The 17,068-nt window shown below is 52.9% G+C and carries 1 protein-coding gene; it reads right to left on the bottom strand.

Annotated elements, in window-relative coordinates; genetic code table 11:
• Positions 1–9: 9 nt before the first annotated feature.
• Positions 10–17,010, bottom strand: coding sequence for an SPM autocatalytic domain-containing protein (locus tag K6Q96_RS09370; protein WP_251875224.1), 17,001 nt, complete (start codon positions 17,008–17,010; stop codon positions 10–12).
• Positions 17,011–17,068: the final 58 nt, after the last annotated feature.

Raw genomic sequence — 17,068 nt, 5'->3', positions numbered from 1 at the left:
ACCCTTATTTTACTGGTCGTCGATGCTTGGATCGTCCAAGTGAGTCGTCGAGCTATCTACTGCATCTAAACTTGCAGCTTTTTGGAACAACTCTTTGACATTGTCATCGCTAAACACACCGTTTTTAATCATTCCATCGTCATCAACAATGTCATCCAAAGTGATGTCCTGCAGAATGATTTCCTGATTCCATACATGGTCTCCAGTGGTATCTATACGGAGTATAAGTGAACCATCTTGCTCAAACATGTCGACGCTGTCCTCGCTTAACAAATTGTCATTGTCGTCGACGACTAAGTCAGACAGGTCAAGTGGTGGTTCACCCAATGTGAAATCAGTGACGGTGTCAGACCAAGGCTGGTTAGCAACATCTTCGCTGTGCCATACCAATTCGTCTTGATCCAATCCGCTGATGCTATGTTCATCAATGGCTTTAGATGTATCAACTTCTTGTGCATCGCCTTGCTGAGTTGCAAACCAAACATCTGCTACGGTCCGCTCTTCACCATCCGTCGTGGTGTAAGTAGATGATTTGCCGATAGTGTTATTGTTTGACTCGTCACTAGTAATGTTAGCAGTCAATTCAATAGATGCGACATTTGCTTCATCAATGCTAAGAAGTTCACCCTCATCGGTTTCACCATCTTGGTCTTTATCCACCCAAACACCAAGCTCGGCGTAGATCGCGTCATTTTTATCAATCACACCATCTGCATTGGAGTCGTGTTGAGCGAGCGCTTCATATCCGTCAGCAGCGGTTGAACCATCTGCAAGTCGGGTATTTGAACCGAACAGTTCTGAACCATCATTGATTTGACCATCTTTGTTGATGTCACGTACCAATAGGCCATCACCACCGGCTATCCAGCCCGTTTTAACGTTTTTACCATCACCGTCATAATCAAAATGAACAGGATTCTCTGTGACGTCTGACGTTTCGATACCGTCACCATCCAAATCAAGCACAAGCGGTGTAATGCTCGGGTTCACATACTTACTGCTTACCGCCCAACCACTTTGTGCGCCTTTGGCATTCAGCGTACCAGCCACGGTATATAAGTTTTCGGCTTGAATGTTAAAGAAGCCGTGGTTGTCTGCGTAGATGACAGTCTTGGACCCATTTGGGTTATAAACGGTGACTTTCTCGTTAGGTCTCCAGCCATTACCGTTGACGTGTTGAGTACCACCACCATCAAGGTGCCAGTGAACGTGACCAGATGTATCATTGCTAGTATCGCGATAGCCTTTATCGATAACGGTTATCGCACTTTGCACTTCGCCACCGCCGATATGGGTTTCACCGACGATTGGTTTGGCTTTAACAATGAGCGTTTCGTTATCTTCAACCTTGTTGTCGTTGATTGGTTTCGCACGGACTAATATTTCAGTCTGGTACGCTGCAAACGTTAATTGGCTTCCACTTTTGAAGTTTGCCCAACTTGAACCTGTCCAGTACTCATAGCCACCCATGTCTTGGTTATTGACGTTTGGTGAAGAGCTTGTAAATACGTTGACCTTGACCTTGGTTGCCTGATCAACGGGGTTGCTGAGCTTGATAGTAAATGTTGCCCAGTTGGATTCCGTTACACTGTTGTTTCCGTTCGTATTGACGACGGAGAGTGTTGGTTTGTCAGCTTCATCAGTGATGGTGGCTGTGCTAGTGGTTGTGCCAAAGACAACACCTGGATCACGTCCGCCGCCACTTTCGGTCACTTTAATGGTGATGGTTTCATTGCCTTCATAAAGCGAGTCATCTGTTGTCGCTAAACGCACTTTGAAGCTGGTTGTGCCCTTAGGCACGACCAGTTGGTTGCCGTAGTACTTTGTGGCTCCCCAAGTCACGCCGCCATCGTAAGAAGCTTGGAAGCTTGTCGCGCCAGCAGTGTCGGTACCGATGGTACCGGTGCCATTGGCAAACTCAATCTTCGTCCATGAGTTGTCTTTAGTGGCGGTATGCACAGAAATATCCCACACCAAGTAGTCACCTTCAGTGGTACTGGCGTTACTGATTTCCCATGAAGGTTTATCCGCTTCATCGGTAATGGTGGCTGTGCTAGTGGTGGTGCCAAAGACAACACCCGGATCACGTCCACCGCCACTTTCGGTCACTTTAATGGTGATGGTTTCATTGCCTTCATAAAGCGAGTCATCTGTTGTCGCTAAACGCACTTTGAAGCTGGTTGTGCCCTTAGGCACGATCAGTTGGTTGCCGTAGTACTTGGTGGCTCCCCAAGTCACGCCGCCATCGTAAGAAGCCTGGAAGTTGGTCGCACCAGTTGTGTCGGTACCGATGATACCGGTGCCATTGGCAAACTCAATCTTCGTCCATGAGTTGTCTTTAGTGGCGGTATGCACAGAAATATCCCACACCAAGTAGTCACCTTCAGTGGTACTGGCGTTACTGATTTCCCATGAAGGTCTATCCGCTTCATCGTTGATGACAGCGTCCGCAGAGGTGACCCAACCTTGTTGTCCGATGACGGCACCTTGAACCTTAATGGTTTCGTTGCCCTCATAGACATTGTCATTGAGTGTCTCAGCATAAACGCGGACCCCGGCGTGCCCGGCAGGCACGTCGATATCGGCAGCCCACCCATTTGAGCTGTTAAGAACGACCTCTTTGAGGAAAGCGCCGGATGTGGTGCGCACATGCACTTTACCGCTGTAATCCTCACCAAAGTTTGCCTGATGGAGGCCATCATCAAAGTGCAGCCTGACCGTGGTGGAAGTGGTCGAGGTGTTGGTCATGTTGACCGTCCATCCCGGCCAAGCCCCGCCTTCAACACCATCATTAAGGTGTGTGATGCTGGCCACTTTCGGTGTGTCAGCGTTGTCATTAATGGTGACCGTACCGGACACCAGGCTGCTTTGCCCATCGGCTTTGGCTTTGATGGTGTAGCTTTCACTGCCTTCGAACACATCATCTTGTGTGGTTTGAGAGCGCACCTGGAAGGTTTTAGTGTTAGCCGGGACATCAATCCAGTTACCGCCCGAGAAATCGCCGGCGGCTTTCACCCAACCACTGCCGTAATTGACCCAGAGGTCTTTGGTGTTGAAGTCAGTGCCTTCGGTGGCCGAGCCACCATAGGCATCGACAAACACACGGGTAGGGGTGTTGGACTCATTGCTGAGTGTGATGGTTAGTGATGCGGCTTCGCCTTCATTCACCGACGTGTTAGACACACTGGTGACGCGTGGCTTGTCGGCTTCATCGGTGATGACGGCCTCAGCAGACTGCACAAAGCCCTGTCTGCCGGGCACGGCAGCTTGGATTTGAATGGTCTCGTTGCCCTCATAGACATTGTCGTTCAGGGTCTGTGCGTAAACACGCACACCGTTTTGACCGGCAGGAACGGAGATATCGACTCGCCAGTTGTTGGCGGCAGAGATCACTTCTTCACCCACTTTCTGACCCGAGAGGTTGTAGATATATACTCTGCCGGAATAGTCCGCACCGACGTCGGCCTCGTGATAGCCGTCATTAAAGTTAAGACGGACGGTGGTGGCTTCATCTGACGGGTTGTTGAAGTTCACCGTCCAACCTGGCGTCGTGCTGCCTTCCACGCCATCACGCAGTTTGGTCACCGAGGTGACGATGGTAGCGTCGTCATTTTCAACAATAGTTGCCGTGTTGGTGGTGGTGCCAAAGACGACACCCGGGTCACGGCCACCGCCACTTTCGGTCACTTTAATGGTGATGGTTTCATTGCCTTCATAAACCGAGTCATCTGTCGTCGCTAAACGCACTTTGAAGCTGGTTGTGCCCTTAGGTACCTGAAGCATATTGCCGTAGTACTTGGCAGCATTCCATGTATTGCCGCCGTCATAGGAGGCCTGGAAGCTTGTCGCGCCAGCAGTGTCGGTACCGATGGTACCGGTGCCATTGGCAAACTCAATCTTCGTCCATGAGTTGTCTTTAGTGGCGGTATGCACAGAAATATCCCACACCAAGTAGTCACCTTCAGTGGTACTGGCGTTACTGATTTCCCATGAAGGTCTATCCGCTTCATCGGTGATGACAGCGTCCGCAGAGGTGACCCAACCTTGTTGGCCGATGACGGCACCTTGAACCTTAATGGTTTCGTTGCCCTCATAGACATTGTCATTGAGGGTCTGGGCGTAAACGCGGACCCCGGCGTGCCCGGCAGGCACGTCGATATCGGCAGCCCAGCCATTTGAGCTGTTAAGAACAACCTCTTTGAGGAAAGCGCCGGATGTGGTGTACACATGCACTTTACCGTTGTAATCCTCACCAAAGTTCGCCTGATGGAGGCCATCATCAAAGTGCAGCCTGACCGTGGTGGAAGTGGTCGAGGTGTTGGTCATGTTGACCGTCCATCCCGGCCAGGTGCTGTTTTCCACACCGTTCTGGAGGAGAGTGATGCTGTCTACTTTCGGTGTGTCAGCGTTGTCATTAATGGTGACCGTACCGGACACCAGGCTGCTTTGCCCATCGGCTTTGGCTTTGATGGTGTAGCTTTCACTGCCTTCGAACACATCATCTTGTGTGGTTTGAGAGCGCACCTGGAAGGTTTGAGTGTTAGCCGGGACATCAATCCAGTTACCGCCCGAGAAATCGCCGGCGGCTTTCACCCAACCACTGCCGTAATTGACCCAGAGGTCTTTGGTGTTGAAGTCAGTGCCTTCGGTGGCCGAGCCACCATAGGCATCGACAAACACACGGGTAGGGGTGGTGGACTCATTGCTGAGCGTGATGGTGACAGAAGCGGCTTCGCCTTCATTCACCGACGTGTTAGACACACTGGTGACGCGTGGCTTGTCGGCTTCATCGGTGATGACGGCCTCAGCAGACTGCACAAAGCCCTGTCTGCCGGGCACGGCAGCTTGGATTTGAATAGTCTCGTTGCCCTCATAGACATTGTCATTGAGGGTCTGTGCGTAAACACGCACACCGTTTTGGCCCGCAGGAACGGAGATATCGACTCGCCAGTTGTTGGCGGCAGAGATCACTTCTTCACCGACTTTCTGACCCGAGAGGTTGTAGATATATACTCTGCCGGAATAGTCCGCACCGACGTCGGCCTCGTGATAGCCGTCATTAAAGTTAAGACGGACGGTGGTGGCTTCATCTGACGGGTTGTTGAAGTTCACCGTCCAACCTGGCGTCGTGCTGCCTTCCACGCCATCACGCAGTTTGGTCACCGAGGTGACGATGGTAGCGTCGTCATTTTCAACAATAGTTGCCGTGTTGGTGGTGGTGCCAAAGACGACACCCGGGTCACGGCCACCGCCACTTTCGGTCACTTTAATGGTGATGGTTTCATTGCCTTCAAACACAGAGTCGTCTGTGGTTGCGAGGCGAACTTTGAAACTCTCAGTGCCCTTAGGTACCTGAAGCATATTGCCGTAGTACTTGGCAGCATTCCACGTATTGCCGCCGTCATAGGAGGCCTGGAAGCTTGTCGCGCCAGCTGTGTCGGTACCGATGGTACCGGTGCCATTGGCAAACTCAATCTTCGTCCATGAGTTGTCTTTAGTGGCGGTATGCACAGAAATATCCCACACCAAGTAGTCACCTTCAGTGGTACTGGCGTTACTGATTTCCCATGAAGGTCTATCCGCTTCATCGGTGATGACAGCGTCCGCAGAGGTGACCCAACCTTGTTGGCCGATGACGGCACCTTGAACCTTAATGGTTTCGTTGCCCTCATAGACATTGTCATTGAGGGTCTCAGCATAAACGCGCACCCCGGCGTGCCCGGCAGGCACGTCGATATCGGCAGCCCAGCCATTTGAGCTGTTAAGGACGACCTGTTTGAGGAAAGCGCCGGATGTGGTGTAAACATGCACTTTACCGCTGTAATCCTCACCAAAGTTTGCCTGATGGAGGCCATCATCAAAGTGCAGCCTGACCGTGGTGGACGTGGTCGAGGTGTTGGTCATGTTGACCGTCCATCCCGGCCAGGTGCTGTTTTCCACACCGTTCTGGAGGAGAGTGATGCTGGCCACTTTCGGTGTGTCAGCGTTGTCATTAATGGTGACCGTACCGGACACCAGGCTGCTTTGCCCATCGGCTTTGGCTTTGATGGTGTAGCTTTCATTGCCTTCGAACACATCATCTTGTGTGGTTTGAGAGCGCACCTGGAAGGTTTGAGTGTTAGCCGGGACATCAATCCAGTTACCGCCCGAGAAATCGCCGGCGGCTTTCACCCAACCACTGCCGTAATTGACCCAGAGGTCTTTGGTGTTGAAGTCAGTGCCTTCGGTGGCCGAGCCGCCATAGGCATCGACAAACACACGGGTAGGGGTGTTGGACTCATTGCTGAGTGTGATGGTGACAGAAGCGGCTTCGCCTTCATCCACCGACGTGTTAGACACACTGGTGACGCGTGGCTTGTCGGCTTCATCGGTGATGACAGCGTCCGCAGAGGTGACCCAACCTTGTTGGCCGATGACGGCACCTTGAACCTTAATGGTTTCGTTGCCCTCATAGACATTATCGTTGAGTGTCTCAGCATAAACGCGGACCCCGGCGTGCCCGGCAGGCACGTCGATATCGGCAGCCCAGCCATTTGAGCTGTTAAGAGCAACCTGTTTGAGGAAATCGCCGGATGTGGAGTACACCTGCACTTTACCGTTGTAATCCTCACCAAAGTTCGCCTGATGGAGGCCATCATCAAAGTGCAGCCTGACCGTGGTGGAAGTGGTCGAGGTGTTGGTCATGTTGACCGTCCATCCCGGCCAGGTGCTGTTTTCCACACCGTCGTTAAGGTGTGTGATGCTGGCGACTTTCGGTGTATCAGTGTCGTCATTAATGGTGACCGTACCGGACACCAGGCTGCTTTGCCCATCGGCTTTGGCTTTGATGGTGTAGCTTTCATTGCCTTCGAACACATCATCTTGTGTGGTTTGAGAGCGCACCTGGAAGGTTTTAGTGTTGGCCGGGACATCAATCCAGTTACCGCCGGAGAAATCGCCGGCGGCTTTCACCCAACCACTGCCGTAATTGACCCAGAGGTCTTTGGTGTTGAAGTCAGTGCCTTCGGTGGCCGAGCCGCCATAGGCATCGATAAACACACGGGTAGGGGTGTTGGACTCATTGCTGAGTGTGATGGTTAGTGATGCGGCTTCGCCTTCATTCACCGACGTGTTAGACACACTGGTGACGCGTGGCTTGTCGGCTTCATCCGTGATCGTGGCTTCAGCAGACTCAACCAGTTGTTGTCTGCCTGGCACACCCGCCTGGATTTGAATAGTCTCATTGCCTTCATAGACATTGTCATTGAGGGTCTGGGCGTAAACACGCACACCGTTTTGACCGGCAGGAACGGAGATATCGACTCGCCAGTTATTGGCGGCCGTGATGACTTCCTCACCGACTTTCTGACCCGCCAGGTTGTAGATGTACACTCTGCCGGAATAGTCCGCACCGACGTCGGCCTCATGATAACCGTCATTGAAGTTAAGACGGACGGTGGTGGCTTCATCTGACGGGTTGTTGAAGTTCACCGTCCAACCTGGCGTCGTGCTGCCTTCCACGCCATCACGCAGTTTGGTCACCGAGGTGACGACGGTAGCGTCGTCATTTTCGACAATAGTTGCCGTGTTGGTGGTGGTGCCAAAGACGACACCCGGGTCACGGCCACCGCCACTTTCGGTCACTTTAATGGTGATGGTTTCATTGCCTTCATAAAGCGAGTCATCTGTTGTCGCTAAACGCACTTTGAAGCTGGTTGTGCCCTTAGGTACCTGAAGCATATTGCCGTAGTACTTGGCAGCATTCCATGTATTGCCGCCGTCATAGGAGGCCTGGAAGCTTGTCGCGCCAGCTGTGTCGGTACCGATGGTACCGGTGCCATTGGCAAACTCAATCTTCGTCCATGAGTTGTCTTTAGTGGAGGTATGCACAGAAATATCCCACACCAAGTAGTCACCTTCAGTGGTACTGGCGTTACTGATTTCCCATGAAGGTCTATCCGCTTCATCGGTGATGACAGCGTCCGCAGAGGTGACCCAACCTTGTTGTCCGATGACGGCACCTTGAACCTTAATGGTTTCGTTGCCCTCATAGACATTGTCATTGAGGGTCTCAGCATAAACGCGCACCCCGGCGTGCCCGGCAGGCACGTCGATATCGGCAGCCCAGCCATTTGAGCTGTTAAGAACAACTTCTTTGAGGAAAGTGCCGGATGTGGTGTACACATGCACTTTACCGCTGTAATCCTCACCAAAATTCGCCTGATGGAGGCCATCATCAAAGTGCAGCCTGACCGTGGTGGACGTGGTCGAGGTGTTGGTCATGTTGACCGTCCATCCCGGCCAAGCCCCGCCTTCAACACCATCATTAAGGTGTGTGATGCTGGCCACTTTCGGTGTGTCAGCGTTGTCATTAATGGTGACCGTACCGGACACCAGGCTGCTTTGCCCATCGGCTTTGGCTTTGATGGTGTAGCTTTCATTGCCTTCGAACACATCATCTTGTGTGGTTTGAGAGCGCACCTGGAAGGTTTTAGTGTTGGCCGGGACATCAATCCAGTTACCGCCGGAGAAATCGCCGGCGGCTTTCACCCAACCACTGCCGTAATTGACCCAGAGGTCTTTGGTGTTGAAGTCAGTGCCTTCGGTGGCTGAGCCGCCATAGGCATCGACAAACACACGGGTAGGGGTGTTGGACTCATTGCTGAGTGTGATGGTGACAGAAGCGGCTTCGCCTTCATCCACCGACGTGTTAGACACACTGGTGACGCGTGGCTTGTCGGCTTCATCGGTGATGACGGCCTCGTCAGACTGCACAAAGCCCTGTCTGCCAGGTACGGCAGCTTGTATTTGAATGGTCTCATTGCCTTCATAGACATTGTCATTCAGGGTTTGTGCGTAGACACGAACACCGTTTTGACCGGCAGGGACAGAGATATCGACTCGCCAGTTGTTGGCGGCTGAAAGTACCTCTTCACCGACTTTCTGACCCGCCAGGTTGTAGATATATACTCTGCCGGAATAGTCCGCACCGATGTCGGCCTCATGATAGCTGTCATTAAAGTTCAGGCGGACCGTGGTGTCTTCAATTGCCGCGTGGTCGAAGTTGACTGTCCAACCAGGAGCTGTGCCGCCTTCGATGCCATCACGAAGCTGAGTAACGGACTCAACTTTTGCCTCGAAAGCGGTGTAGGATTCGGCATCGGAAACAGTGACCGTGTTTCCTGCATTATCTGTAGCGGTCACCGTAGCGGTCACGGTTTTATCTGCCGCTGCAGCAAGGTCAGCACCTAAAACAGAGACTGAGAAGGTATTGTTGGCTTTAACGGAGCCTGTGTACTCAACGTTGTTTACGGTGACAGTGATGACGTCACCTGGTTTTACATCCCCACTAACGACACCGGTTATATCGATGTTTTGCTTAGATTCTTCATAGGTTATTGCACCATCACCACCGATATTGGCATCCAAAGTGATGACAGCTTGTGCTGATAGATCAACACCGTAGCTATGAGTGGAGCTGATAGCGCCAGTATTACCTGCGGAATCAGTTGCCTCCAGTTGAATATTGATGGTTGAGTCAGGATCAGCGGCAAACTGGTTGCCCGGAACCGCGATTGAGAACTGACCTGAAGAGGATACAGTCCCCGTTAATTCATTTCCGTTAACAGAAACAGTGACCAAATCTCCAGCAGTGAATTCACCTGAGACAGATCCTGTTACTGATATGGAACCATTGCTCTCTACTGCGTTCACAATATTGTCTGCTGAAATTGGATCAATAGTGAGCTCAGTAGTTATTGCGCTTGGTGCTGTTGTATCGATATTGATCGAAACAGGCGTGCTTGGCGCCGAGGTGTTGCCAGCGCTGTCAGTGACGGTGGTCGTGATGGTGTAATCGCCTTCGTCAGGCAATTCACCGCCCGTGCCAGCCAGTTCTTCCGGTGACAGAGTGACAGGCACAGCGGTGCCGTCAGTCCAGCCGCCAGGAACAGTGGTCGTCACTTCATTGGTGGTCCCATCCGGTTGGGTCACAGTGACAGTAATGGTGTCGCCAGGCTGCGTGCCTGTCGGTGGGGTGACCAGCACTTCCACGCCGTCAGTCAGCTCTTCTTCACCCACGCCGCCAGTGGCTTCAGGGATCACCACGGTCGGTGCTTCATTGGTGCCGCCGGTGCCGGTGCCTTCGCCCGGTGCCGTGGTGTCAACGGTAAAGCTAGTTTCTGTGCTTGGCGTTGAGGTGTTGCCAGCGCTGTCAGTGACGGTGGTCGTGATGGTGTAATCGCCTTCGTCAGGCAATTCACCGCCCGTGCCACCCAGTTCTTCCGGTGACAGAGTGACAGGCACAGCGGTGCCGTCAGTCCAGCCGCCAGGAACAGTGGTCGTCACTTCATTGGTGGTCCCATCCGGTTGGGTCACAGTGACAGTAATGGTGTCGCCAGGCTGCGTGCCTGTCGGTGGGGTGACCAGCACTTCCACGCCATCAGTCAGCTCTTCTTCACCCACGCCGCCGTTGGCTTCAGGGATCACCACAGTGGGGGCTTCATTGGTGCCGCCGGTGCCGGTGCCTTCGCCCGGTGCCGTGGTATCAACGGTAAAGCTTGTTTCCGTGCTTGGCGTTGAGGTGTTGCCAGCGCTGTCAGTGACGGTGGTCGTGATGGTGTAATCGCCTTCGTCAGGCAATTCGCCGCCGGTGCCACCCAGATCTTCCGGTGACAGGGTCACAGGCACAGCGGTGCCCTCGGTCCAGCCGCCAGGGACAGTGGTTGTTACTTCATTGGTGGTACCATCCGGTTGGGTCACTGTAACAGTGATGGTGTCGCCAGGCTGCGTGCCTGTCGGTGGGGTGACCAGCGCTTCCACGCCATCAGTCAGCTCTTCTTCACCCACGCCGCCGGTGGCTTCAGGGATCACCACGGTTGGGGCTTCATTGGTGCCGCCGGTGCCGGTGCCTTCGCCCGGTGCCGTGGTGTCAACGGTAAAGCTTGTTTCCGTGCTTGGCGTTGAGGTGTTGCCAGCGCTGTCAATCACAGTGGTTGTGATGGTGTAATCGCCTTCGTCAGGCAATTCGCCGCCGGTGCCACCCAGATCTTCCGGTGACAGAGTGACAGGCACAGCGGTGCCGTCAGTCCAGCCGCCAGGAACAGTGGTCGTCACTTCATTGGTGGTGCCATCTGGTTGGGTCACTGTAACAGTGATGGTGTCGCCAGGCTGCGTGCCTGTCGGTGGGGTGACCAGCGCTTCCACGCCATCAGTCAGCTCTTCTTCACCCACGCCGCCGGTGGCTTCAGGGATCACCACGGTTGGGGCTTCATTGGTGCCGCCGGTGCCGGTGCCTTCGCCCGGTGCCGTGGTGTCAACGGTAAAGCTTGTTTCCGTGCTTGGCGTTGAGGTGTTGCCAGCGCTGTCAGTCACAGTGGTTGTGATGGTGTAATCGCCTTCGTCAGGCAATTCACCGCCCGAGCCGCCCAGATCTTCCGGCGACAGAGTCACAGGTACAGCGGTGCCCTCGGTCCAGTCGCCAGGGACAGTGCTCGTCACTTCATTGGTGGTGCCATCCGGTTGGGTCACGGTGACAGTGATGGTGTCACCAGGCTGCGTGCCTGTCGGTGGGGTGACCAGCACTTCCACGCCGTCAGTCAGCTCTTCTTCACCCACGCCGCCGGTGGCTTCTGGGATCACCACTGTGGGTGCTTCATCGGTGCCGCCGGTACCGGTACCTTCGCCAGGTGCAGCGGTATCTATGTTGAAACCGGTTTCTTCGCTTGGCACAGAGGTATTGCCAGCGGTGTCGGTTACGGTTGCTGTGGTGGTGTAATCGCCTTCGTCAGGCAATTCACCGCCCGTGCCACCCAGATCTTCCGGTGACAGAGTGACAGGCACTGCGGTGCCGTCAGTCCAGCCACCAGGAACAGTGGTCGTCACTTCATTGGTGGTGCCATCCGGCTGGGTCACGGTGACAGTGATGGTGTCACCAGGCTGCGTGCCTGTCGGTGGGGTGACCAGCACTTCCACGCCGTCAGTCAGCTCTTCTTCACCCACGCCGCCGGTGGCTTCAGGGATCACCACGGTTGGGGCTTCATTGGTGCCGCCGGTGCCGGTGCCTTCGCCCGGTGCCGTGGTGTCAACGGTAAAGCTTGTTTCCGTGCTTGGCACAGAGGTGTTGCCAGCGCTGTCAGTCACAGTGGTTGTGATGGTGTAATCGCCTTCGTCAGGCAATTCACCACCCGTGCCACCCAGATCTTCCGGTGACAGAGTGACAGGCACTGCGGTGCCGTCAGTCCAGCCACCAGGAACAGTGGTCGTCACTTCATTGGTGGTGCCATCCGGCTGGGTCACTGTAACAGTGATGGTGTCGCCAGGCTGCGTGCCTGTCGGTGGGGTGACCAGCGCTTCCACGCCATCAGTCAGCTCTTCTTCACCCACGCCGCCGGTGGCTTCAGGGATCACCACGGTTGGGGCTTCATTGGTGCCGCCGGTGCCGGTGCCTTCGCCCGGTGCAGCGGTATCTATGTTGAAACCCGTTTCTTCGCTTGGCACAGAGGTATTGCCAGCGGTGTCGGTTACGGTTGCTGTGATGGTGTAATCGCCTTCGTCAGGCAATTCACCGCCCGTGCCGCCCAGATCTTCCGGCGAAAGAGTCACAGGCACAGCGGTGCCATCAGTCCAGCCACCAGGAACAGTGGTCGTCACTTCATTGGTGGTGCCATCTGGTTGAGTCACGGTGACAGTGATGGTGTCACCAGGCTGCGTGCCTGTCGGTGGGGTGACCAGTACTTCTACGCCATCAGTCAGCTCTTCTTCACCCACGCCGCCGGTGGCTTCAGGGATCACCACTGTGGGTGCTTCATCGGTGCCGCCGGTACCGGTGCCTTCGCCAGGTGCAGCGGTATCTATGTTGAAACCGGTTTCTTCGCTTGGCACAGAGGTATTGCCAGCGGTGTCGGTTACGGTTGCTGTGATGGTGTAATCGCCTTCGACAGGCAATTCACCGCCCGAGCCGCCCAGATCTTCCGGCGACAGAGTCACAGGCACAGCGGTGCCGTCAGTCCAACCGCCAGGGACAGTGCTCGTCACTTCATTGGTGGTGCCATCTGGTTGAGTCACGGTGACAGTGATGGTGTCACCAGGCTTCGTGCCTGTCGGTGGGGTGACCAGTACTTCTACGCCATCAGTCAGCTCTTCTTCACCCACGCCGCCGGTGGCTTCTGGGATCACCACTGTGGGTGCTTCATCGGTGCCGCCGGTACCGGTGCCTTCGCCAGGTGCAGCGGTATCTATGTTGAAACCGGTTTCTTCGCTTGGCACAGAGGTATTGCCAGCGGTGTCGGTTACGGTTGCTGTGATGGTGTAATCGCCTTCGTCAGGCAATTCACCGCCCGTGCCGCCCAGATCTTCCGGCGACAGAGTCACAGGCACAGCGGTGCCCTCGGTCCAGTCGCCAGGGACAGTGGTTGTCACTTCATTGGTGGTGCCATCTGGTTGAGTCACGGTGACAGTAATGGTATCACCTGGCAAGGTGCCGGTTGGCGGAGTGACCAATACTTCCACGCCATCGGTCAACTCTTCTTCACCGACACCGCCGGAGGCTTCTGGGATTACGACGACTGGCGCTTCATCCGTACCATTCGGTCCTTTGCCTTCACCTGGTGCAATATTGTCGATATCGATGATGGTTGAAGCTTCTGATGTTACCCAATCTTGCTCGTCAATGATCGCAGCTTGAATAACTAAAGATTCATCTATTTCCTCTAGCTTGTCACTCAAGATCTCGGCATAAATCGAGACGCCTTCAGCCCAAGCGGGGATGACGATATCTGCGATGTAACCGTTTTCGCTGGTTAAGGTGACTTCCTGAAGGAGGTATTGTCCATCCAGCGAGTAAATCTGCATCACACCTGAGTAGTCTTCACCAATAGTCGCTTGATGAAGTGCGTCATCAACACGTAATTGAACTGTTGTTGGAGTGGTGGAGGCGTTTGACATATTAAGGGTGAAGCCAGCGGCCTGACCATCTTCCGAACCATCATTGAGATAGGTAATGCTTGATACGGAAGGGCGGTCCTCTTCATCAGTAATGTTTGCTGCGTCAGACTTAACCCAACCTTGCTGGCCCAAAACGCCCGCACGGACTACCAGAGTTTCGTCACCTTCGTAAATGTCGTCGTTGACGCTTTCAACATATACAACTACGCCACTCTCACCCGCTGGTACGGTGACGTCAGCTCTGAAGCGGTTGGCTGAGCTTAGCGCAACTTCTTCCAGAAACTCACCATCAAGCGAGTAGACTTGAATCACACCTGTATAGTCCACAAAGAAATTAGAGGTGTGCAGTCCGTCACTCAGAGTTAGTTTAAACGTAGTATCGGTGGTAGAAGTGTTGGTCATATTCACCTGATAGCCAGGCAATTTTCCACCTTCCTCGTCTTCTTGCACGACGGTGATGTTGTTAACAAGTGGTCTGTCTGCATCATCATTAATGGTGACGGTACTCGTTACTGCGTCAGTTTGCTCTGAAGTGGAAGCAGTGAGCGTGATGATTTGATCGCCGTTGTAAACATCGTTGTCAGTGTTATCAAAACGCACCTCGAAGGTGTCAACAGAAGCTGGGACTGTAAAGGTCGTACCGCTAACAGAAACCCAGCCGTTACCGAAGTTTACCGACAGATTGTTTAAGGCGATGTTTGCATCGTCAATTTGTGCGGTGAGCGTGACTTCTACAGGTTTGATAGAAGCGCCGCTCAGAGTGACCGTCGTTTGGGCTTGCTGACCTTCATTGACACTCACGTCAGTCATAGAGGTGACTAAAGTAATGTCATTTTCGTCAGTGATGATAGCGGCTTCTGAGTTGACCCAGCCTTGCTCTCCACTGACGGCTGCACGAATAACCACAGACTCCGGGCCTTCATAGATGGCATCGTCGGTTGTCATTACATAAACAACAACACCGTCATCACCAGCCGGGACGGTAATATCGGCTTTGAATTTGTTGTTTCTACCTAAAGTAACTTCCGTGAGGAATTCGCCGGCGACAGAATAAATCTGCAAGACACCGGAGTAATCTACACCGTATTTGACGTCATGGAGGGAGTCGACCATGTTCAGTGTCACTGTGGTGTCGGAGGCTGAAACGCTCGTCATGTTGACTTTGAAGCCGGGCGCGTCGCCACCTTCAATACCGTCTCGAGCAGCAACAATATTATCTACTGTCGGTACGCCTGCGATGTCTTTAATTGTCACGTTACCTGAGACACTTTCAGTTTGACCGTCGACATTTGCACTGATAGTGAATGTTTCATCACCTTCGTAAATGTTGTCACTGATTGTGTCGAAACGCACTTTAAACAGGGTTACTGGGCCTGGTACATCAATGCTTATTTGATTGGTGTTACTGTCAACGCTCGCGTTGACCCAGCCTTTGCCGAAATTGACTGATACACTTTCTAAGTCAATATCGTTACTGTTGCTTGGTGTTAGCAATACAGTGTTGTTGGTAGTCGAAGGGTTACTCATCGTGACGGTGAGCTCAGCGTGATTACCTTCAAACACTGTGGTATCAGAAACCGCAGCCACAGTGACAGTGTCGGTCTCATCAGTAATGGTAGCGGCGCCAGAAACCACCCATCCTTGTTTACCACTCACTGCTGCTCGTATAACAAGCGACTCGTCGCCTTCGTATAGGTTGTCGTCAATGACATTGACACGGATAATGACGCTTTCCTCACCAGCAGGGATGTTGGTGACGGCTTTAAAAGCATTGTGGGTGCCAAGATTGATTTCATCAAGAAGCTCTCCTGACAAAGAAAAGACTTGAATTGCGCCATCGTAGTCTTTGCCGAAATCGAAATCATGCAAATTGTCATTAACGTTCAGCGTGACTTCGGTGTCTTGAAAGTAGGCGTTGGTCAGGTTTAGTTGAAAGGTGGGAGCTTGGCCGCTTTCTACGCCTTCTTCCAAAACAGAGATGCTTTCGACAACAGGAGGAGTCTCAACCACATCAACAATGGTGATTGTGCCTGTTGCTGCTTCGTTTTGACCTTCTGCTAATACATTGACAGTAATCGTCTCATTACCTTCAACTTCATTGTCTTCAAGCACGTCTACACGGAGTTTCACTTGTTTCACTGAGGAGGGGACGGTGATCCATGTTCCTTCTGTGGTGACTTCGCCAGTGGCTTGAACCCAGCCATTGCCTAGGTCAATCCATAAGTTGTCAAAGTCGATATCTGTATTATCAGCCTCCGGTGACACGAGAACTCTGGTGTCGAAGTTTGAAGGATTACTGAGTGTAAATGCGAACTCTGCTTGGCCACCTTCTTTGACTGTGGCATCAGAGACGGATGTGACCGTCGGCTTGTCATTTTCGTCCGAGATGATTGCCGCTTCGGAGTTAACCCAGTTATTTCCAGTGCTGGCACGAATAACGATAGTTTCATCACCTTCATAGGTGTTATCGTCCGAAGTGATTGCATAAACAACAACACCTTCTTCACCGGCAGGCACCGTGATGTCGGCTTTGAATTTGTTCTCTTTACCTAGTGTTACTTCGGCGAGGAACTCGCCAGAAAGAGAGAAAACTTGCATGACACCTGAGTAGTCACTGCCATAGCTCGCGCTATGAACAGTATCATTGATACTCAATGTAACGGTGGTGTCTTCGATGGTTGCTTGATCAAGATTGACAGTCCAGCCTGGAGATGTGCTGCCTTCAACGCCGTTATTGAGCATAGTAACAGAAGAAATAGTGGACTCGTAGGCGCTGTAACTCTTTGAATCACTAAAGAAAGATGCGTTACCGCTTGAATCTGTCGTTTGGACAGATGCTGTGACTGTTTTCGTCTCGCTACTAACCAGTGTGCTACCAGGTACGGAAACAGTAAATGTGTTGTTAGAACTGACAACACCGATAAATTGGTTGTTATCAATGGAAACGGTAACTGTGTCTCCCTCACTTACATTCCCGCTAACAGTACCCGTTATGTCGATATTTGTTTGTGCCTCTGCATATGTTAAGGCAGCATCTTCAGCGATTAAACTGTTGAGCGTTATTGTAGTAAGGGTATTCGCGTTCATATCTCTTCCTTTAGTTATGTTTGTTTGACGTTTTATCGAGGGGCAGACACAAAAACCC

Source organism: Grimontia kaedaensis (assembly GCF_023746615.1).
GTDB lineage: Bacteria > Pseudomonadota > Gammaproteobacteria > Enterobacterales > Vibrionaceae > Enterovibrio > Enterovibrio kaedaensis.
The sequence above is the reverse complement of the archived record's forward strand: the minus strand, read 5'-3'. Positions and strand labels throughout refer to the sequence as shown.